The sequence below is a fragment of the Calditrichota bacterium genome, assembly GCA_013152715.1.
In the GTDB taxonomy this organism is placed as follows: domain Bacteria; phylum Zhuqueibacterota; class Zhuqueibacteria; order Thermofontimicrobiales; family Thermofontimicrobiaceae; genus 4484-87.
In genome coordinates this window covers 39,036-59,642 of the sequence record JAADFU010000180.1, presented here as the reverse complement: position 1 = coordinate 59,642, position 20,607 = coordinate 39,036, and the positions used below count along the sequence as shown (strand labels likewise).

17 protein-coding genes are annotated in these 20,607 nt (G+C 45.6%); 6 read left to right on the top strand and 11 right to left on the bottom strand.

The window, feature by feature from the left end:
- The 11 genes from GXO74_13670 to uvrB all read right to left on the bottom strand — a co-directional run.
- On the bottom strand, nt 1–4,155 hold a 4,155-nt coding region (locus GXO74_13670), incomplete at its 3' end, for a S8 family serine peptidase (GenBank protein ID NOZ62715.1).
- Complete coding sequence (locus GXO74_13665) at nt 4,152–5,027, bottom strand: glycosyltransferase family 2 protein (GenBank protein ID NOZ62714.1); 876 nt, start codon at nt 5,025–5,027, stop codon at nt 4,152–4,154. The genes GXO74_13670 and GXO74_13665, both read right to left, overlap by 4 nt.
- 184 nt (nt 5,028–5,211) lie before the next feature.
- Nucleotides 5,212–5,382: a hypothetical protein gene (locus GXO74_13660; protein NOZ62713.1), complete on the bottom strand. Its 171-nt coding sequence runs from the start codon at nt 5,380–5,382 to the stop codon at nt 5,212–5,214.
- The gene (locus tag GXO74_13655) at nt 5,372–5,833 is read right to left on the bottom strand and encodes a type II toxin-antitoxin system VapC family toxin (protein NOZ62712.1); all 462 of its coding nucleotides are present in this window, start codon (nt 5,831–5,833) and stop codon (nt 5,372–5,374) included. The genes GXO74_13660 and GXO74_13655 overlap by 11 nt, the downstream gene beginning before the upstream one ends.
- Nucleotides 5,834–5,875: 42 nt before the next feature.
- On the bottom strand, nt 5,876–7,105 hold the full coding sequence (locus GXO74_13650) for a tetratricopeptide repeat protein (GenBank protein NOZ62711.1): 1,230 nt from the start codon (nt 7,103–7,105) through the stop codon (nt 5,876–5,878).
- Nucleotides 7,106–7,654: 549 nt separating this feature from the next.
- A complete protein-coding gene (locus tag GXO74_13645; protein NOZ62710.1) occupies nt 7,655–8,173 on the bottom strand; it encodes an LptE family protein in 519 nt (172 codons plus the stop codon).
- A 69-nt stretch (nt 8,174–8,242) separates the two neighbouring features.
- Entirely contained in the window at nt 8,243–9,436 is a 1,194-nt protein-coding gene (locus GXO74_13640; protein NOZ62709.1) for a sigma-54-dependent Fis family transcriptional regulator, read from the bottom strand.
- Between the two features lie 70 nt (nt 9,437–9,506).
- Nucleotides 9,507–10,433 (bottom strand): NAD-dependent epimerase/dehydratase family protein, encoded by a 927-nt coding sequence (locus GXO74_13635; GenBank protein NOZ62708.1) that lies wholly within the window; start codon nt 10,431–10,433, stop codon nt 9,507–9,509.
- A gap of 52 nt (nt 10,434–10,485) precedes the next feature.
- The gene (purD, locus tag GXO74_13630) at nt 10,486–11,748 is read right to left on the bottom strand and encodes a phosphoribosylamine--glycine ligase (protein ID NOZ62707.1); all 1,263 of its coding nucleotides are present in this window, start codon (nt 11,746–11,748) and stop codon (nt 10,486–10,488) included.
- A 138-nt stretch (nt 11,749–11,886) separates the two neighbouring features.
- A complete protein-coding gene (locus GXO74_13625; protein NOZ62706.1) occupies nt 11,887–12,582 on the bottom strand; it encodes a phosphodiester glycosidase family protein in 696 nt (231 codons plus the stop codon).
- A gap of 291 nt (nt 12,583–12,873) precedes the next feature.
- The gene (gene uvrB / locus GXO74_13620) at nt 12,874–14,880 is read right to left on the bottom strand and encodes an excinuclease ABC subunit UvrB (GenBank protein NOZ62705.1); all 2,007 of its coding nucleotides are present in this window, start codon (nt 14,878–14,880) and stop codon (nt 12,874–12,876) included.
- Nucleotides 14,881–15,130: 250 nt separating this feature from the next.
- Between uvrB and GXO74_13615 the strand changes: the two genes are divergently transcribed.
- The 6 genes from GXO74_13615 (at nt 15,131) to GXO74_13590 (ending at nt 20,555) form a co-directional block, all read left to right on the top strand.
- Nucleotides 15,131–16,594, top strand: a complete 1,464-nt coding sequence (locus GXO74_13615) for a sodium-dependent transporter (protein NOZ62704.1) — start codon at nt 15,131–15,133, stop codon at nt 16,592–16,594.
- Between the two features lie 3 nt (nt 16,595–16,597).
- A complete protein-coding gene (locus GXO74_13610; protein ID NOZ62703.1) occupies nt 16,598–16,720 on the top strand; it encodes a methionine/alanine import family NSS transporter small subunit in 123 nt (40 codons plus the stop codon).
- A gap of 105 nt (nt 16,721–16,825) precedes the next feature.
- On the top strand, nt 16,826–17,875 hold the full coding sequence (gene holA, locus GXO74_13605) for a DNA polymerase III subunit delta (GenBank protein ID NOZ62702.1): 1,050 nt from the start codon (nt 16,826–16,828) through the stop codon (nt 17,873–17,875).
- A gap of 114 nt (nt 17,876–17,989) precedes the next feature.
- Nucleotides 17,990–18,577, top strand: coding sequence for a sigma-70 family RNA polymerase sigma factor (locus tag GXO74_13600; protein NOZ62701.1), 588 nt, complete (start codon nt 17,990–17,992; stop codon nt 18,575–18,577).
- 84 nt (nt 18,578–18,661) lie between these two features.
- Nucleotides 18,662–19,261 carry a zf-HC2 domain-containing protein gene (locus GXO74_13595; protein NOZ62700.1) on the top strand — a complete coding sequence of 200 codons (600 nt, stop codon included), beginning with the start codon at nt 18,662–18,664 and terminating at the stop codon, nt 19,259–19,261.
- An 82-nt stretch (nt 19,262–19,343) separates the two neighbouring features.
- Entirely contained in the window at nt 19,344–20,555 is a 1,212-nt protein-coding gene (locus GXO74_13590; GenBank protein ID NOZ62699.1) for a PDZ domain-containing protein, read from the top strand.
- The last annotated feature ends 52 nt before the right edge of the window (nt 20,556–20,607 follow it).

Sequence of the window (20,607 nt, the reverse complement as noted above, 5' to 3'; positions counted from 1 at the left end):
AACAAGAAAAAATACGTACACCCCTGAAGCAATTTCTTCGCCATTATCATCTTTCAAATCCCAATGAATCGTTCCATTATTATTTTCATCACGCAAGCTGCGAATTATTCTCCCTTCGTGGGTAGCGATTTTTACTGACGTTCCTTTAATCAAATTGGAAAAAGTAATCTTGCCTGTGCCCTGTCCCGAAATGTACGGATTGGGAAAGATAATCGCCTGACTCAAGCTCGTCGCGATAAATGGAATGGCAATTTGGCTGCCGGCTCCTTGAACGATGGGTATGCCGCTGCGGCTGCAAATGTTTTGTACTGTCAGCAGAATTTGGTTATTTTGCAAAGGAAGGATTTGATTTTTATCTAAATTTAAAACCACAATCGCCGGAGCGTTCTGATTGACAGAAATCGACTTCAAAGCAAGCGGTGGGTCGAAAGAATAATTTCTCTTTTGTAACGCTGAATTTTCATCCACGGGAAGATTAAAACGGACAGCGATAGCGCCGTTTGATTGAAATTCTCCATTTTGGATGTAAAATTTTTCTGTCAATTGCGGCACGAGGAAATTTGTCATATTTTTGGTCGTATCAATCGGCGTTCGGTCTGCGTCGCGGACGTTGGTGACCAACAGGTAATAATTTCCCTGAGGCAAAGTATCCGCCGAAAAAGTCAACAGTGCTGCGCGGAAATTTTTATCGCGAATCGCGGAGCGAGGATGCTCCCCGGTTTCCAGTAAACGATAATTTGCGACATCGGAAATCAGTGCATCCATCTTTTCGTTAAAAGATACGCGCAATTGATTCGGCGGTACGAAATTGGCGGATTTGATCCAGGGACGATTGCCGGGCGTCACGGAGATGAGCGGTGAGAGTTGGCTTTCTGAAAAATTTCCTTGCAAAAACAAACTGGCGACTGTGTAAAAATACTTGACTCCTGCGGAAACGTTAGTATCAGTGAAATAATTGAGCTGAGTTTCAGAAAGAAGTTGTAAATTTGAGGCGGAATTTCCGCGATAAATGCGATAGCCGTCTGCCGCTGAGTCCGGCAGCCACTGCAGAAAAACGTGACTTTGATCCAGCGGAAAAGCGTCAAATCCGGCAGGGCCTGTCGGCGGCAAGGTTTGTGAAGCGTAACGATCCTGAAAAATCAGCGTCGCTTCGCCTGTATTCAACAAAAATTCATTCTCGCCATTGCCGTCCAGATCAGCGATGAGATTAGCGTGGCTGCGCGAAGGCGTGAAATAACCAATTGCGTGGTAGCCGGCTCCTGTCGAATCAAAATCGATGACGTAAAAATCAGGGAAAAGATTGAGCAGCAGTTCGTCGTCGCCGTCATTGTCAATGTCGCCGCTGGAGAAGCTGCTGGCAAAATCCGCCGGATCGGCAAAACCGAAAAATCGCTGCTCCCAGACGACTTTAAATGAATCGTCTCCGGCAGCGTCGAAAATTCGCACCAGCCAGTACCTGCCGTCATATTCGTGCTCCAGGTCCAAATCGGACGACGAATGACAGCCAGCGGCGAATTCCGGAATTCCGTCGCCGTCAAAATCGCCGCTGGCGAGAAAATTGGTCGCATCTTCCAGCGGCAGTTTTTGCTGCCAGGTGGCGACAAACTGGCCGTTGCCAGCGTACTCGTACAAGTAAATATCCCCGTCTCCGTCTCCGAACAAAATTTCCGTCTTACCGTCATTGTCAAAATCGCCGGCTTCTGTGTGCGGCACTCCGGTGTAGTTTGTACCGGAAGTCGGATTTGGCAATTCAGCCATTTGCTTAGTTTGAAAGTCGTCATCTATTTCGTAAATGCGATATTCCCCAGATTTTCGTACGATCAATTCCAGATTTCCGTCGTTATTTACATCGACAAATCGGCTCGCCCAGCAATCGCCGGAATCTGCCCAGACAATTTCCCGCGGAATCGGATCGCGCCCATTACCGGACAAAATCATTGATTTCGGTCCGGCACCGCCTAAAATTTCCGGGGATCCATCGTGATTAATGTCTCCTATAGCGCGCGGAATGAGAACTTGCGGCAAAATTTCCGTAGTTTGAAATTTGCCGCCCTCAAATTCAAACAGCGAAAAATGTCCGTAGCCTGATTCAGGTGAGTAAGGCGCAGCGATAAATTCCTGATTTCCGTCATTGTCGAAATCTACTGTTTCATTCAACAAATAGAGCGGGGCTAATTGTTGGTCCCATTGACTGAAACGATTGACATCAATGGAGGGAGCAGTAAGGGAAATGCGGAAAAACTGACGGTTGTTATCAGCGACAGTCGTTAATCCTGATCGATTTTTTAGTTGCACATAAAACTCAAACTCTCCGGGCAGATCAAAGTTGTAGCAATGTTCCTGAACTTCATAATGCAAATCGATTTCCCGAAATGTTTCTGAACTACCTGCGCGCCGATAAAATAATTTGGCTTGTGTCACATCATCGGTTTTAAATTGAATGAGCTGGCTGTGATTGGCGCCATCCAGCATTTCGAGTTGGGAAATTTCTTTTAAAACTGGCGGCGTGCGATCGATCCAGATGCGCACACGATGTTCCGCAACGCTGGCGTCAAAATTCTGCGCGCGCAAGCGCAATACCACTGAAGTGTCAGGTAAATTTTCCGGTGACCAGAGAGTTAGGGTGTCGGAAATTATCTGACGTTTGTCCACTGATGCCACCGGAAACCATTGTGTCGGATTATCGCCGATGCCAAAAAAAATGTCGTACTTTTCCATGAAAGCGCCGGCGGCCGTCCCGATAATCGGAATTTCAGACCCGGCAAATCCCTGGTCAAATTTCGGAAAACTGATGTGAGCGACTGTTGCCAGATCGACTTGCAATGCACGAAATGCATCGACTCTGCCAGCGCCAAATTTATTGTCCCAGCCGGGCGGGCCCAGGTCTGTGGCAGCAGAAACGAGCACATTTCGCACCGCGGAATTGGAAAAATCCGGCGAGTGACTCCAAATCAGTGCGGCAACTCCTGACACAACCGGTGCGGCAGCCGAAGTGCCGGAAAAAAGCAAATAGGAATCATTCTTCGCCGTCGTGAGTAACTGCACGCCCGGCGCAACGATGTCAATTGTTGCGCCGTAACTGGAAAATCCTGCCAGCGCGTCCGAAGAATTCAACGCACCAACGGAAATTACCTGCGGTAAAGCAGCGGGATAATTGATTTCTGCGGACGAAGTATTCCCGGCGGAAGCGATGAGCACAATATTGTTTTGCCGGGCAAATTCCATCACATCGCGGAACAAGGGAGAGGTCGCCACGTCCCCGAAACTCATGTTGATAATTTTCGCGCCGTTGTCAATGGCGTAAATGATCGCGGCTGCCACGTCGTCTTCTTCAAGATAGCCCTGAGCAGTGCCGGCGCGCAGTGCCATGACGCGACACGCCGGAGCAATTCCGGCAATGCCCTTTCTGTTGTTGGCAGTCGCTGCGATAATTCCGGCAACCGAAGTTCCGTGGCCGTGTTCGTCAGCCGGATCGTTGTCCGGAGTCCGATAGTCGCCGCCGTCCGGAAAATGCGGCGCATCGGTGAAGTCCCAGCCGCGGATGTCATCCGTGAATCCGTTTTCATCATCGTCGATGCCGTTAAAATCACTCGAATCGGCAACGCCATTTTGGTTCAAATCTTCGCCCGGGTTAATCCACAAATTAGCGCGCAAATCTTCGTGCCAATAATCGACGCCAGTGTCAATTACGCCGACAATCACGCTACTGTCCCCGGTTGTAATCGCCCACGCTTTTTCGATCTGAATTTTTTGCAAATACCACTGCTCGCCATAGCGCGGATCATTGGGAACGTCGAGCACGTGAAAAGTTCGATTCAATTCCGCAGACTCAACGAGCGATGAGCCCTGTAGATTTGCCAGTGCCCTTTGCAGTTGCTCACCATCGCTAACTTGAATTTTAAAATAGCGCCTCAGCGGTGAATTTTCAAAAGCGCGGCGGAAATTTTTCATCGGAGAAAAAAGTGGCTTCAGTGCCGCAGTGGAGAACGAACTCAAACCAGGCTGCCGCACAAAATCAGCAAGCGCTTCTTTTTTTGTTGAGCTATTAATTTTGACGATGATTTCCTGGGGCTGCGATTTTTCCGTTGCCAGAAGTTGAAGATTCCCGATAAAAAGAAGAAAAAAAATGATTTTATTTGATATCGCTTTTTTCATGCTTTTTTGGGCCGCAAATAATAAGAAATAATTCGGACAATCATCAGGAATAGCAAAAAAACGCCAATCCCGTAATTTAGCGCTTGGTTGATTATTCCGCGATAGTATTTTTGAAAATAGCGGTAAAAACTCAAATGACTGGTTTTGATCATTTTTACCTGATGGCGGTGCACGGAACTTCCTCTGGCATGAACAATATGCACATCCGAAAAAAAGTGAATTTTCCAGCCGGCTTTGATGATGCGGCGACACCAGTCCACATCGCTGAAAAACATGAAAAATTGTTCGTCAAAAAAACCAATTTTGTCGAAAATCTCTCTGCGAAAAAGCAGAAACGCTCCCTGGGGCTGTTCCACTTTGCGGAGTTGCTGATGGTCGAAATCGCCCATTTTCCAGTAGTTGAATTCTTTACTTTTGGAAAAAAGCAAATTTAAACCCAGAGCATTGTAACCCACATCGCGTCGCCGCGGAAATCGACGGCAGGATGGCTGAATCGAACCGTCGGGATTTCTAAACTGCGGAGAGACCGCGCCAACTGCCGAATTTTGCGTCAAATGTTCAATGAGCCGGGGAATGGTTTTTTCAGGAATAATTGTATCTGGATTGAGCAGCAAGACAAAATCGCCACCGGCAATCCGCAGACCCTGATTAACCGCGCGCGTGAAGCCAAAGTTCTCCTTGTTTTTAATGATTTCAAATTCAGCGAAATTTTTACTGAAAGAAGTAATGACATCCAGCGTCCTGTCTCGCGATCGATTGTCGATGAGAAGAATTTGCATGGCCGAACTGAGAGGCGACTCCTGCAATGATTGCAGGCAGTGCACAATTTCACCTTCATGGTTGTAAGTGACAATGATGACGGAAATTTTCATCAAATTTTCCAAGCTGGTATTTGATTCTAGCGTGTCAATTGAAATTTAAACGAAAAATTAGTAACTTCGGTTTCCGAAGTATTGATAAATAAAAAAGAGGTGTCGGAAATCACCTCTTTCTGGATTATTTTACAAAATGATAAAATAGTAAGAGAAAATTGAATTTTATTGTTAATATGTTCTCTTATGCTAAAATTTTCTTATTTTTTATCATTGCTTTCTGCCGACTTTTAAGAGCGACTGACCGCTTTTGCCAGAACTTTAATTCTTCTTCCAATGTGGCAACTTTAATTTTTTCACGTATTTTTTCGGCGCTTTTATGTTTCATCTCAACGCAATCAAATTTATTCTTCATAATGAATCACCTCTAATGGTGAGTAAATTGATATTTGATTATATCCTTGCAAAATATTTACTGCATTATACAGAGGGATTTTTTTAAAGTGAACGATGTGCTTAAAATTCCAACTAATAATGATTGAACAATTAGTAATTGTAGCAATCGCGACATGCAGGGCGTCATTTCTATATTTTTCTGTGACAATACCTGCTTTTAAATAGGCTTCTCGTAAGTCCAAAACTTCTTTGGTTATATCCATTATTTCTGCATAGGGTAAATATTTATCAAAAAATTCTTGAACCTCAAGAGGAGCATATGCCACTTCTTCTCTTACAACTGCTGATGTAACTAAACTAAACTTTTTTTCTAAAACTTGATTAAAAAATAGTTGGCTTGCATTTTGAAATTCAGGATCAAATACGCCTCCGAAAACTGATGTATCAACATAAATTCTTGTCAATTCCATTTTTTCATGTTTCCATTCTGTTCCGCTAACAAAAAGCCTAATTTACTGACTTGCCTCTTCTTCCATCTTCTTTCGCAGCATGGCTATTTTTTGCTGGTACAGGTCATTATTCGGGTCTTTTCTCAACAACTGCTCATAAACGCCGATGGCTTTCGTGTATTGGCGTTGCGCTGCGTAAATTTCACCGAGCGTGGGAGTTGCCAGGGAGCCCTTCGTGGACGGACGAGGCTTTTCCGGCTCGCTCACAGGCGGCCTCTCTTCGCGTGCTGGCATCGGCTGCGAGAGTTCGGATTCAGATGCTGGTTTTGTTTTTTTCTGACCTGGCGCGGGCGTTTTTGGCTGCTTGGAATCAAACGGAAAAAGAGAATCTTCGATTTCTTTCGATTCAAGTTCCCGCTGTTTCTGCAATTCGTAGAACGGATCGTACTCAGGTTGAAATTCATCAGTTTGTTCAACTACGGGTTCTCCCGAAGTCTTTTCCGGCTCTGTAATTCGGGGCGCTGACGCTTTTTGCGGCGGTTCAGCCTGGGGAGCGGTCGGCTCAGTTCGCGTCTCTTCAAACGGCGAAGGTTCCTGATCTTCAGCCAACTGAAAGGGCGGTTCCGTATCCAGATCGGAGACGTTTTCATCGCTGAAAATGTCTTCCAGCAAGCCAAGCTCTTTCTCATCGCTTTCATTAAAAGCAGTCACCGGCGGTTCTGCGGGTTCAGCGGTTTTCTGTGGCGGTGGTTCTGTTTCTTCCAGATCAAACAGCGTGTCGTGTTCTTCGGAGAGAACCGATTCGTTCAAAATTGATTTGTCTCCTTTTTCTGGCTGAAATGCAACATCTTCAGTTGGAGTCTGCATTTTTTCATTAAGCGCAAACTGCTGCTTCAGCATGGCGAGGCGCTGTTTCGCTCTCTCGTTCAGCGGATCAATGCGCAGAATTTCCTCGAAATTTGTCTCGCACGCATTCTGCCAGCCGTTTTGCGCCATTAATTCCCCGAGCTCACGATAGGCGGCGATAAATTTTGCGTCGAGCACAACGACTCGTTTTAATTCTTTTTCCGCCAGATCAAACAGCTTTTTCCGAAAATAGCTTTTGCCGAGCACAAAATGGCCGCTGATGTAATTGGGATGTACACGAACGCCGTGTTCGCACAATTCAATCGCTTCGTCGAGCCGCCCCATTTGCATGTAACAGTCGGCCAATCGGGCAAATAAAATCGAGTTGGGTTTCTCGATTAACATTTTTTCCAGATGTTTTATTTCATCTTTTAGTGATTTTTGCATGATTAGACTCCTGTTTGACATGACAACCTGACTGTTAACTGCACAATTCACGTGAGCCTTGTTAAAAATAGCATTTTTTTTCGATTAAATCAATAATTTTTTCATTGATTGCCAAAAAAATGGTAATCATTCGAAGTAACTATTCAGCCGCCAAACTTTAATTAAAATCTTTGCGCAGCCCTCATTTAAAAATGACGTTATCATATTTGCTTGTTTTTTGTGGTTGAGTTCTCGTGTGTGCAATTTTTAACAAAAACAGACTTCATATATTTTTTTAAGCAAGTCAGTACCGAAATTTTTATGCGTGTCGAAGTACCAACAATTTTTTTGCTGAAAATTTTTCTTTGTCGATGAAAATATATCGGTTCTTTTTTTTGCCCTTTGAGTTTTGGGGACTTCGAGGTTGAATAATTACCATTCAAATATCACAACGACAACCGGCAAAACGAATTAGGTCAAATTATCCGCATTATTCATTACAAATTGTTTCGCCCAGGATAGCTGGATCTGAAGTTACCTAAATCTGCAATCAAAAGTTTCCGTCAGATTCTACCAATTGGAGACGGTTTTGTTAAAAATGTCGGTGACAATTTTGTCCAACGCTTCTTGAATTGCCTCTTGCCGCGTGCTGCTGCCCTGACCTGCCGCGACATCCGGATTGTAAGTTCCCCATTGCGTAATTTGTTCTTCCCAGAAAGTTTGATTTTTTTTCAAATCTTCAAATGCGACATTAACAGTCACATAAACCTTAATTTCACTGACCTGCTCGTTTTGATTGTAAGCGCCTGCCTGATCCCGAATGTTAGTGATCTCCCCGCGAATCATGCTATCGGCAGTGCGGCGGTCAGTAACTTTTAGTGTGTTGTCTTTGGTGAATTCCGCAATCAGCGCGTCCGTCAAATCTTCCGGCACGCCGAATTCGCTCGTCCGATTGCCAAACGTCGGTACAGAAATAGTCTTAATATGTCCCGGCAATGTGGACCCGGAAAAGGAATAATATCCACAGTCAGAAATCAGAACGATCAAAAATAATAAGAAAATTAAAAAAACTCCTGCTTGACGACTCATAAGAAATTCCCTAAAATAAAAAACTATGCCTAAAATAAAACTACTATTTGCCGATGCCCAATGACAAATTTAGTATTTCAAATTATATTCCTTGATTTTCCGATAAAGCGTGCGCTCGCTGATGCGCAAACTGGTGGCGGCTTTGCGTTTGTTGCCATTGAAATGCGCCAGCGTCTCTTCGATCAATTTCTTCTCTATATCCGGCAGCGATGGCAGCACGTGAATTTCTTCGCCACTAATCGGATCAATTGTTTCAATTTCTTCGTGCGGGTGAACAATCTGATAATCATTATCCCAACTTTTCAATCGTTTCGGCGGAAACAGCCGCGTGAGAATGAGTTCGCGGAGTTGAAAAATTTCACTTTTCAGATCGATTAACGCGCGATAAATAAATTCCCGTTCTACTTGTTCAGTGGGCTTATTGAGCGGCATGGGCAATTGGCGCGTCTGTTGCGTTTCGTGGTGGCCGAGGTGCTTGCGAACGATATCGCTGGTAATGGCCGCGCCTTTTTCTAAAATAATCATTGACTCAATGAGATTTTTCAACTCGCGGACATTGCCGGGCCAAGCATAATTTTCCAGCGCCTGAAAAGCGGATGGATCAAATCCGGCAAAATTAATGTGGTTCTCTTTTGCAAATCGGGAAGCGAAAGTCTGCGCCAGCAAAGGAATGTCCTCGCGCCGCGCCCGCAGCGGGGGAATTTCGATAGTCACCGCTCGCAACCGAAAATACAAATCCTGACGAAAATTACCTTCTCGAACTTCCCTGTCCAGCGATCGGTTCGTCGCAGCGATGATGCGCACGTCAGTTTTCTGTGACGTTGAGCCGCCCACTCGAGAAAATTCATGCCCCTCCAGCACGCGCAATAATTTGACTTGCGCGCTCAAAGGCATTTCGCCGATCTCATCGAGGAAAACCGTCCCGCCGTGCGCTGTTTCAAAAAACCCTTTTCGCGTGCCCACAGCTCCGGTGAATGCGCCTTTTTCGTGGCCGAAAAGTTCCGACTCGATCAGGCCTTCGGGAATCGCGCCGCAGTTGACGATGACCATGGGCTTTTCAGCGCGGTGGCTCCGCTGATGGATGGCTCTGGCGACAAGTTCCTTCCCGGTACCGCTCTCGCCATCGATGAGCACGGAAATATCGCTGGGAGCGACCTGTTCGATTGTCTCGAAAATTTGCAAAATCGCCGGAGAATTGCCAATCAATCCGGATTCTTCCTGAAATTTCTGGAATCTATCCGGCAATTTTTCGCTTTGATTCATAAATCACCGTTCATTTTGTTTTTTTGCTGACTGCTAAATAGAGCAGACTTAACAAAACAATTACTTTCGATTACGCAGCAAGCTGACTTCGGAAAAATTCCACTGTTTGATTCAAACCTTCTTCGAGATTCACTTGCGGCGACCAACCCAGCAAACGTTTCGCTTTTTCATTGTTCAAAACGCTGCGCAATTGCTCGCCCGGTTTTGCTTGACCGTGTTTTTCTTCCATATTCGCGCTGGTTAAGCGATTCAGCCGCTGAAAAAGTTCATTCACGTCGGTCTCGATGCCGGTGCCGATGTTGATAGCTTCGCAGCCTTGGAAATCCAGCGCCCTCACATTTGCCGCAACCACATCGGAGACAAACACGTAATCCCGGGTCTGCTTGCCATCGCCGTTAATGATCGGCTGCTCATTTTGCAGCAATTTTGACGCAAAAATGGCGATGACGCCGGCTTCGCCATGCGGATTCTGCCGCGGACCATAAATATTGGCGTAGCGCAGCGCCGTGTATTGCAAACCGTATGTTTTATGATAATAGTACAAATATTTTTCTCCTGTCAATTTGGCGATGCCGTAGGGCGACAACGGACGCGTCGGATGTTCTTCGTTCGCTGGAAAATAATCCTGCTCCCCGTAAACTGCGCCGCCACTGGAGATGAAAATGGCCCGCTTGACGCCGGTGCGCACGGCAGCTTCCAGCAGATTAATCGTACCGACGATGTTGTTCCTCGCGTCAAAAGTCGGATCTTTCACGGACAAGCGAATGTCCATTTGCGCTGCGTGGTGATTGATCAGATCAAATTTTTCCTGCGCAAACAAATCGAAAATTTCTTTGTCCTGAATATCCATCTCCACAAATTTCGCTTTGGGATTCACATTTTCCCTGAAGCCGGTCCGTAAATTGTCTACGACCACAACTTCGTGTCCCAAATTCACGTACGCATCTGTCACGTGCGAGCCGATGAAACCCGCGCCTCCGGTGACTAAAATTTTCATAATTCACATTCCTCCTGTTGCCGATCAAAGTGAGCCAGTTCAATTTTTTTATTCAAAGAGCTTTAAAAGCAATGTCTTTTCGATAGTACGCGCCGTCAAAAGTGATTTTTCCCACGGCAGCGTAGGCGCGGCGAATGGCGCCTTTGATGGTTGAATCCAACGCGGTGACGCCAAGCGCTCTGCCGCCGGAGGTGATGATTTCATTACCACGCAAACTCGTGCCAGCGTGGAAAATAATCACATCTTTTCCGAAATTTCTGTCCAGTCCGATGATTTTTTTTCCTTTCTCATACTTCCCCGGATAACCGCCAGAAGCCATGATGACGCACACGGCGAATTTATCCGATTTCTCCAGTGAAACTTTTTCCAAATTTCCGTCAATGCAACTGTTCATGACGGGAACAATGTCGCTTTTGACGAGCGGCAAAATCGCCTGTGTTTCCGGATCGCCGAAGCGGCAATTGAATTCGATCACTTTAGGTCCCGCTTTTGTCATCATCAGTCCGGCATAAAGAACGCCCCGGTAAGGCCGACTTTCCAGCGCCATGCCTTTAATTGCCGGCGCTAAAATTGTATTTTCAATTGTTTGCAGCAAATCATCGTTCACAAACACTGCCGGCGCGTAAGCGCCCATGCCGCCGGTATTTGGCCCTTTGTCCCCGTCCAAAATCGGTTTGTGATCCTGCGCCGGAATCAGGGTTTTGATGTTGGTGCCGTCTGTAAAAGCCAGCACGGAAACTTCCTCGCCGCGCAGATATTCTTCAATGACTACGCGTCTGCCGGCATCGCCGAAAACTTTTTCCAGCATCAATTTTTTCAGTGCGTCACGTGCTTCTTCTTTTGTCTGACACACAATAGCGCCTTTTCCGGCTGCCAGTCCGTCCGCTTTCACGACAACAGCGCCGTTAGCGTTATTCACATATTCTTCCGCTCGATCAAAAACATCAAATGATTCATATTTCGCCGTAGGAATGTGATATTTTTCCATTAAATATTTGGAAAAAACTTTGCTGCTTTCGATTTCCGCTGCCTTCTGACTGGGACCAAAAATTTTAAGCCCCTGCTCCTGAAAAGCGTCCACAATTCCCAGCGCCAGCGGCACTTCGGGCCCCACAACAGTCAAATCAATTCGTTTGTTGCTGGCAAATTTAATTAACCCGCTCATGTCATCCGCTTTGATCGAAACGCATTCAGCCAATTGACTAATACCCGCGTTTCCCGGCGCACAGTAAATTTTTTCGACCAGCGGACTTTGGTTAATTTTCCAGACCAGAGTATGTTCTCGTCCACCGCCTCCAATGACCAACACTTTCATGTTTTTCATTTTCTCTGCAACTTCCTTTTAGATTTCAAATTAATGCTTTGTGATAGTAATAATATGAATCACAACGCCTGTTTGCGTAAGCGTCTTCGTCTTTTTGTTGTGAAATTTATTTCATAAAATGGAGCACTTTCATTTGACGCCCAACAGCAGCGGCAGCCGCTCCTGCTCGTTGTAGTTGAATTCAGGGAAAGTCCTTGCCCAGAGCGCCGTCGACGGTTCGCCGTCAAGATTGATGACGGAAATAGATTTGTCGTTGAAAAGCGAAAGTTGCAACAATTTTTCCGCAGCCGTCAGTAGCGTTATTTTTCGCCGAACAATGATGAAATGCGTCATTAGATCGTTACTATAACCAATTAACGTGCGAATGTGTTCCCTCATGCCGTTGATGGAATTTTGCATGAAACTGTTGGTAATTTGATTTTCGGAAATGAGGACTGGCCCGGCCTGAAACTCAATAGTGTCATCGCTTGCATCGGGTAGAAATTTATCGAATTCGATAAATTCCATTTTCCTATTGCGCGAAGAATAAACCACCACATGTGTCAGTTGCGCGTCCGGTTTAAGCGGAGCGATTTCTTTCCCTAAAATTTTCAGCCAACCGGCATGTTGCGCGTCGAGCCGCGTGCCATCGAAAAACGAGCCGTTCATGAGAAAATTGTATTCGCTTCTCTCGCCAAATTGCGCCATCGGCGGCGCATCCTTTGGAATGAAAATAAAATCGAACGGCTTGCTGAAGCTGACGATTGTTGTTTTTGCTTCGGCAAATAGGGAAACTTGCACACCATTGTGATCTTTGATTGTTGTCGGAAGGATAGGTTTTGTCATTTTGGTTTTTTGTTTAAAGTTTGTTTTATAGTTTGTAATATGAATGACCAGTTGAAAATTTTTAAGTAAAATAGCAATAAAAAACAATAAAAGCCTTACGGCTTAATTCCGAAAATTCCGAAATTGGATTGGAGTTAAGGCGTCAGCCTTTTAAAAACAATCGATTAGCGTCTTATCTTCAATTTTAACTGGTCATTCGCATTTTGTAGTTTATAGTTGGGAGTGGTGGTTTGTATTTCATTCAGTGCCAAATATTTGACAATTGCTACTTACCACTCACCACTTACCAAATCACCCTTTTTTCTCACGTTTTTTCAAAAAATCAATTTCGTCCCGAAGTTCAGCCGCGCGCTCGAAATCCAATTTTTTGGACGCGGCTAACATTTCTTCTTCCAGGTGCCGAATCAATTCATTTTGTTCAATATCAGAGAGAGATTCCGCCAGAGAATGACGCGTTCCTTTGCGCGACGACTGATAGCCTTCAACTTTTTCATCGGCAACTCTTGTGGAACGCAGCACGTCTTCCACAGATTTGTAAATTGTCGTCGGTGTGATGCCGTGTTTTTCGTTGTACTCTTTTTGAATTTTGCGGCGACGATTCGTTTCATCGATGGTTTTTTTCATGGACTGGGTGATGTTGTCCGCGTAAAAAATGACTTTTCCGGACACGTTGCGGGCGGCACGGCCGGCGGTCTGCATGAGAGAAGTTTCCGAGCGCAAAAACCCCTCTTTGTCCGCATCCAGCACCGCCACTAACGAGACTTCCGGCAAATCCAGACCCTCGCGCAGCAAATTGATGCCGACGAGTACGTCAAATTCCGCTAACCGCAAATCACGCAAAATCTGCACGCGATCCAGCACATCAATTTCCGAATGCAAATAACGCACGCGGAGTTTCATTTCACTCAAATAATCAGTTAAATCTTCAGCCATCCGTTTGGTCAGCGTGGTCACCAAAACGCGTTCGCCTTTTACAGCGCGGGTACGGATTTCATTGATCAAGTCGTCGATTTGTCCCTTGATCGGTCTGACTTCAATTTCCGGATCCATCAAACCGGTGGGGCGAATGATCTGCTCGACGACCACACCGTCGCATTTTTCCAATTCATAATCGCTCGGCGTGGCAGAGACAAAAACGACCTGCTTGAGAATGGATTCGAATTCCTCGAAATTGAGTGGCCTGTTGTCCAGCGCCGACGGCAGACGAAAACCGTTTTCCACCAGCGTTTCTTTCCGCGAACGATCTCCGTGGTACATGGCGCGCACCTGGGGAATGGTCACGTGTGATTCGTCGATGAACATCAGAAATTCCTCGGGAAAAAAGTCGAGCAGCGTGTAAGGTCTTTCTCCGGATTTTCTGCCCGTCAAATGACGCGAATAATTTTCAATCCCCGAACAAAAGCCAATTTCCACCATCATTTCCAGATCGTAATTGGTGCGCATTTCCAACCGCTGCGCTTCGAGCAGTTTGTTGTGCGAACGAAGCCAATCCAGCCGTTCCTGCAATTCTTCACGAATGGAGACAATCGCGCGCTGCAATTTGTCCGGTGAAGTGATGTAATGTTTCGCCGCAAAAATGGAAATCGTATTTTGCTGGCCAAGGGTTTTGCCAGTGAGCGTGTCTACTCTGGAGATGGACTCGATTTCGTCACCGAACATTTCAATGCGGAAGCCTTCTTCTTCGTAGGCAGGAATCACTTCGATGACGTCGCCGCGCACGCGAAACGTGCCGCGCGTAAAATCAAAATCATTGCGTGTGTAGTGCAAATCCACTAATTTTTCGAGAATTTTATTGCGCGGAATCCTGTCGCCTTGCTGAAGCACAAGAAAAATATCCCGATAATCTTCGGGCGAACCCAGTCCGTAAATGCAGGAAACAGACGCTACAATGATCACATCATCGCGCGTGACCAGCGAACTGGTCGCCTTCAGTCGCAATCTGTCAATTTCATCGTTGATGGAAGTGTCTTTGGCGATGTAAGTGTCCGTCGCCGGAAGATAGGCTTCGGGCTGGTAGTAATCGTAGTAACTGATAAAATATTCCACAGCATTATTGGGAAAATAACTTTTGAATTCGCCGTACAATTGCGCCGCCAGCGTTTTGTTGTGCGAAAGCACCAGCGCCGGTTTGCCCACATTGGCGATGACATTGGCCATGGTGTAAGTTTTCCCGCTGCCGGTCACGCCAAGCAGAGTTTGATACTTTTCGCCGCGTAAAATGCTTTCGGTCAGCTCTTTGATTGCCTGCGGCTGATCGCCGGTAGGTTTGTATTCTGATATTAATTCAAATTTTGCCATAGTGAAACCGCTTTTTTTCTCTGTAAATATAGCATAGTTCTGACAAAATGTCAAGATAATAATGGTAGAAATTAGAAAAATTATTTTCGATAGCCAGGCATACTCAAAGTGTGTTGCCTTTTCTTTTTAATACCCTACTATTTCAAAAACCCCCAGTTTTTCCTTGCAATATTTACTTAAAAATCCTATATTAAGGATTAAATATTTTCAACAATTCTGGGCGAATAAATCGGGATATTCGGGGCGCGTGATGAAGAAAAAGGAATATTTCACTTCTCGCTGGGGATTGCTTTTGGCAGCGCTGGGCATGGCGATCGGGACCGGAAATATCTGGCGGTTTCCGCGCATTGCAGCGCAGAATGGCGGCGCTACGTTTCTCATCCCCTGGATCATTTTTCTGTTTTTGTGGTCTATTCCGTTACTCATTACGGAACTGGCAATCGGAAAATCGACGCGCATGGGCGTGGTCGGCGCGTTTGGGAAATTAATCGGCAAAAAATACACTTTTTTGGGCGCGTTTGTCGCGTTTTGCACCATGGCGATCATGTTTTACTATTCCGTGGTCATGGGCTGGTGCGTGAAATATTTTGTCGCGGCGATTTCCGGCGATCTGGCAGGTGTCAGCGGTTACGATTACTGGAATGGTTTTTCCGCTTCGACATTTCAGCCGATTTTGTTTCATTTTATTTCCATTTCCATTGCCGCGTTGATTTTGTTGCGCGGCGTTGTTCGCGGTCTGGAGCGGGCGAACAAAATTCTCATTCCGTCGCTGTTTTTTCTCATTATTCTGGGCACAATTCGCGCGCTGACTCTGCCCGGCGCTACGGAAGGACTGAGTTTCTTTTTTAACCCGCAATGGAAGTTGCTGTTGAACCACAAAGTCTGGCTCAATGCGCTCACGCAATCGGCGTGGTCAACCGGCGCTGGCTGGGGCTTGTTGCTCACGTACGGCGTTTACATCAAAGAAAAAGAAGACATTGTGCTCAATTCTTTTGTGACTGGTTTTGGCAACAATTCTGCGTCGTTGTTGGTGGGCATGATGATTTTCCCGGCGGTTTTTGCGCTGGCACCGCAGTTGGGTCTGGTTCCGGAAACCGTTCTGGCAGAAGTGGGACCCGCAAACACGGGCATGGCGTTCATCTGGATTCCGGCGTTGTTTTCCAAATTAGGCGGTGGCCAATTTTTCACGGCGATCTTTTTTCTGGCGTTGGCATTTGCGGCGCTGTCTTCGCTGCTGGCGATGATCGAAATGGTCACGAGAATTTTGATGGACATGGGAATGCGACGCTGGCGCGCAATTTCAATTGTGTGGGCTGTCGGTTTTTTGTTGGGAATTCCCTCGGCTGTCAATTTGAATTTTTTCGGCAATCAGGACTGGGCCTGGGGCGTGGGTTTGATGGTGAGCGGATTTTTATTTTCGCTGGCAGTGATAATTTTTAATCCCAAAAAATTTCGGGAATTATTAATCAACACTGTCGGAAACGACATTCGCATCGGCCCCTGGTTCGATATTTTGATAAAATATGTAATTCCGGTGGAATTTGTGCTGCTTTTGGGTTGGTGGTTCTGGCAGTCCGTTTCCTGGTCTGAAAATTGGTGGAATCCGTTCGAGACCTATTCGTTAGGGACATGTTTGTTTCAATGGGCGCTGGTGTTTCTCGCTTTTGGGCTGCTCAATAAAAAATTAAATCAAAAGATTTTTCCTGTGGAGTGAAAAATGGAAGCGACTGCTATTTTGATGATGATTTTGCTCATCGGATTGATCTGGGGGGGATTTGCCTTTTCGCTGACTTTGGCTTTAAAAAAAGAAAGAAAGAAAATGTCTGATCTGCAAAGATGAGGCTGTTTGGCGGCAAAAAATAGCAATTGATCGAAGAATGAGCAAATTTTGTAAAAATTAAACAAAATTGCCTTAAATTTCGTCTTAAAATAATAGAAAATGCCTATGGCGGTAAAATCAAAAAAACAAAACGTTCTGACCTATCTTGAGGCCATTCGAGAAATCGAAAACGGCGCGCCGGGGGCGATTTATTTCGTTTACGGCGAAGAACGTTTTTTGCACGATGAGTTCATTCATTGGGCGCGAAAAAAATTGGTGGACCCGGCGACGGCGGATTTCAATTTCAATTTATTTTACGCCGAAGGAAGCGATGCGGACGCTATCGTTGGTATCGCCCGGTCTTATCCCATGATGGCGCAGCGGAGGCTGGTGATTGTGCGCGATCTACAAAATTTCAAAATCGGCGCTTTGAATCGCCTGGCTGCCTACGCGAAAAACCCGATGACAACGACTTGTTTGATTCTCTCCTTTCCGGTGAAAACTTTGACGCAAAAATGGGCAAGAGAGATACTCAAGTCGGCGGTGGGAATCAACTGCCGGGAGTTGTACGATAACGAAACCATGGACTGGATTCGCAGCAATGTCCGCTCGCGGCGGATGGAAATCGAGCCTCTGGCAGTGCAGGAATTGTATCATTTGGTTGGCAGTTCGCTGATGAATTTAGTGAACGAAATCAACAAAATCGAAATTAACATTGCGCCGAGAAAGAAAATTATTCTTGACGACGTGCGACAGATCGCCAGCATGAGCAGACAAAACACGGTTTTCGATCTCGCGAACGCGGTGGGCGCAAAAAAGATGTCCGAAGCGCTGTCGATTTTGCACAATTTATTGAATCAGGGCGTCAGGGAATCTGTGATTGTGGCGCAGTTGGCGCGTCATTTTATTGTTTTATTGAAAATAAAAGAGTGTTATCGAAAAAAAGTGTTCTCCAATCAGGAGATCCAAAAGCTGACGAAGTTGCATCCGTTTTTTATCAATAAGATGAAAAATCAGGTGAATCAATTTGAGGGCCGTCAAATTCGTCTGGCTTTCTCGCATTTAGCCAATGCGGATTATCAATTGAAATCAAACTATCTCACCAAAAAAATGGTTTTAGAGATATTATTGTACAATTTGATTAATAAAGAAAATGATGCGCCAGCGTTTATTTGAAGGAAGTAAATCATTTGCCATTGTTTTTCATCTAAACTTCTGTGAGTTGAGTTAAGAAAAAATTGGGAACTTTTGAGAACCACGTTAGGTTAAAATTTTTGTCAGGAACGTTGAATGGCTAAGGAAAAAAAAGCTCCCCGTCCCAGCGACGAGGATTTAATCGAGAGATTTCAAAACGGCGATGTTTATGCGTTTGATTTGATTGTCAAGCGTTATAAAAATCAGTTGTTGAATTTTATTTATAGATTTTTGGGCAACACCGAAGAAGCCGAAGATTTGGTGCAGGAAACCTTTCTGAGGGTCTATCGCAACCGCAAAGCGTATCAGAAGGTGGCAAAATTTTCGACATGGATTTACACGATTGCCGGGAATTTAGCAAAGACAGAATTGAGAAAAAGGAAAAGGAGGCGATTTTTTTCAATATCGGAATTGGGCTATAATGACAAGGATTATGATATTTCCGATGAAAATTACAATCCCGAGCGTGACGTAGACGGGCGAATCAAAGAGACGATGATTCACGAGAAAATAATGGAATTGTCGCCCAAGTTTCGGGAAGTGATTATTTTGAGAGATGTGCAGCAGCTTTCTTACGAAGAAATCAGTGAAATTGTAAATATACCGCTGGGCACGGTGAAATCGCGAGTTAATCGTGGCCGGCTGAAATTGCAGGAAAAATTAAAACCACTGCTTGACAAATAAGGTTTTAATGGAATGCTTTTTTTCCCAAAGTTATTTTGAAAAATCGTATGAAACGTGTTCACATCTCTATTTGATAGGAGGAAAATGAATACCTGTCATCGTTACGAAGAACTTTTTTCCGAGTACATCGAAGGAGAAATCAGTCGCGATCACAAGCAAACGTTGGAAGGCCACATGCGGCAGTGCTCTGTGTGCGCTCAGAAAATCGGCGACATCAATGGACTGCGCCAAATACTCATCGCGTTACCGAGGGTGAAGGTTTCCTCTGATTTTGACAGTCTGCTCCGTGCCAGAATCCGATTGGAAAATCGAAAGCGAAAGACTCTTTCCGGCAGACTGATGTCAAGCGAGCCGTTCCGGCTGCCGGCTTATGCCTTATCCTTTGCTGTTATTCTCATCGCATTGGTGCTGGTGTTTTCAAAGATAACGCAGACGCGCCGGGGATTGCCGACAGAAGCGACCAATCTGGCGGTTATCGAAAATAGTGAGACCCAGCCAGCTTCCGGCCTGGTAACGATTTATCCCATTGACCGGACAAGCGTCAATAGAGTGATGGGCAGAGAACACGCTGATCAATGGCAAAACGCAACGACGAGAGCCGCGGAGTCGGACACCTTGAAATTATCGCCGCAAACGTATCCGATCACGCGAACACAGGCTCGTTTTTATCAAACAACCTTCTGAGGGAAAGCGGGTTCGCCATTGCCAGAATTGCCGTAGGACGACGAAAGTTAGATTCCAGTTTAAATTTTATTAGTGAAATACCATGAAACGAACAGCCTCGGTCATTTTTGCTTTTTGTGTCAGCTTGTTTTTTATGAATCCAAGTCAGGCGCAATACGCGATATCTCTGAATTCTTTTCAGACAGATATCCCGCAGCTTATTAATCATATCAAACATTCTATCGTCACCGTCTCTGCCAAATCTACCCATTCCTATCTCATCGACAAAGGAGAAGGCATTATTTCCTGGTTCTGGAATAATGTCGAAGAGAAAAAGGGCGAAATCACCATTGTCGGTTCCGGCGTCATCTACAACAGCGACGGCTACATTGTCACCAAAAGCAGCAATCTGGCAAATTTCGAAGAGATCAAAGTCACGCTTTGCAACCAGAAACAATATGCGGCAACTTACATTGGGACTGACGAATTTACCGGACTCTCGCTCATAAAAATCGAAGCGGACAGTTTGTTCCCGGTGCAGTTCGGCGATTCTCGTCAGCAGCCCATCTATTCGCCGGTGGTCATCCTGGGAAATTCTCTCGGCATCGCTCCCTTCGCCAGTTTTGGCTTAATCAATGGCATCAAAGCGCCGGACATGCTCATCATTTCCGCGCAGATAAATCCCGGAAACAACGGCGCCGGCGTCTTTAATTTGAACGGCGAATTAGTGGGTGTCGTCTCCGCGCAATTGACGCCAACAACGGGGACAACCGTAAATTCCGCTTACCAGTCCGCCGGTGTGGCGTTGGCGAGCAATCAGGTGAAGCGGATCATCGGCAATATTTTGAAAATGCAGCACGAACAAAAAGGATGGCTGGGAATTGACATCGAAGTTGATTCTCTGGCAAAGGGGAAAATAATCATCAGTAGCGTTGTCCCTGGCTCGCCGGCAGACCGCTCAGGCCTCAAAAAAGGGGACAGGCTGCTCAAGTACAACGATTCATTTTTCACGTCCCTCGATCAATTTGCATCTTTGATAGAAAATACAAAACCGGGCACAACGGTTTCCATCGATTTCATTCGTCAAAATCGCCATCTGAAAGTCTTCCCGCAAATCGGCGTCCGCAGACCCATTCATTTCAATCTCAAGAAACCACCGCTAAAAGGCGTCTTGCCGGACAACTTCAAAATCGACCGCTCCATCGAAGCGATGACTATTTCGCGCGAGTATTTTGAGCGTTTGAATGCGCAGATTTACCAATTGCAGAACGAAGTAAAGATGCTCAAGGCGAAAATGAAAACAGCACAGGAATGATGATTTTTGCATCCTTCTGCCGATATTAAAAAAAAGGCCTCTGCTTTTTCAA

Bases quoted from the DNA above. Each gene is read 5' to 3' on its own strand.
- GXO74_13665 (NOZ62714.1), bottom strand. From the start codon at position 5,027: ATGAAAATTTCCGTCATCATTGTCACTTACAACCATGAAGGTGAAATT.
- GXO74_13660 (NOZ62713.1), bottom strand. From the start codon at position 5,382: ATGAAGAATAAATTTGATTGCGTTGAGATGAAACATAAAAGCGCCGAA.
- GXO74_13655 (NOZ62712.1), bottom strand. From the start codon at position 5,833: ATGGAATTGACAAGAATTTATGTTGATACATCAGTTTTCGGAGGCGTA.
- GXO74_13650 (NOZ62711.1), bottom strand. From the start codon at position 7,105: ATGCAAAAATCACTAAAAGATGAAATAAAACATCTGGAAAAAATGTTA.
- GXO74_13645 (NOZ62710.1), bottom strand. From the start codon at position 8,173: ATGAGTCGTCAAGCAGGAGTTTTTTTAATTTTCTTATTATTTTTGATC.
- GXO74_13640 (NOZ62709.1), bottom strand. From the start codon at position 9,436: ATGAATCAAAGCGAAAAATTGCCGGATAGATTCCAGAAATTTCAGGAA.
- GXO74_13635 (NOZ62708.1), bottom strand. From the start codon at position 10,433: ATGAAAATTTTAGTCACCGGAGGCGCGGGTTTCATCGGCTCGCACGTG.
- purD (NOZ62707.1), bottom strand. From the start codon at position 11,748: ATGAAAGTGTTGGTCATTGGAGGCGGTGGACGAGAACATACTCTGGTC.
- GXO74_13625 (NOZ62706.1), bottom strand. From the start codon at position 12,582: ATGACAAAACCTATCCTTCCGACAACAATCAAAGATCACAATGGTGTG.
- uvrB (NOZ62705.1), bottom strand. From the start codon at position 14,880: ATGGCAAAATTTGAATTAATATCAGAATACAAACCTACCGGCGATCAG.
- GXO74_13615 (NOZ62704.1), top strand. From the start codon at position 15,131: ATGAAGAAAAAGGAATATTTCACTTCTCGCTGGGGATTGCTTTTGGCA.
- GXO74_13610 (NOZ62703.1), top strand. From the start codon at position 16,598: ATGGAAGCGACTGCTATTTTGATGATGATTTTGCTCATCGGATTGATC.
- holA (NOZ62702.1), top strand. From the start codon at position 16,826: ATGGCGGTAAAATCAAAAAAACAAAACGTTCTGACCTATCTTGAGGCC.
- GXO74_13600 (NOZ62701.1), top strand. From the start codon at position 17,990: ATGGCTAAGGAAAAAAAAGCTCCCCGTCCCAGCGACGAGGATTTAATC.
- GXO74_13595 (NOZ62700.1), top strand. From the start codon at position 18,662: ATGAATACCTGTCATCGTTACGAAGAACTTTTTTCCGAGTACATCGAA.
- GXO74_13590 (NOZ62699.1), top strand. From the start codon at position 19,344: ATGAAACGAACAGCCTCGGTCATTTTTGCTTTTTGTGTCAGCTTGTTT.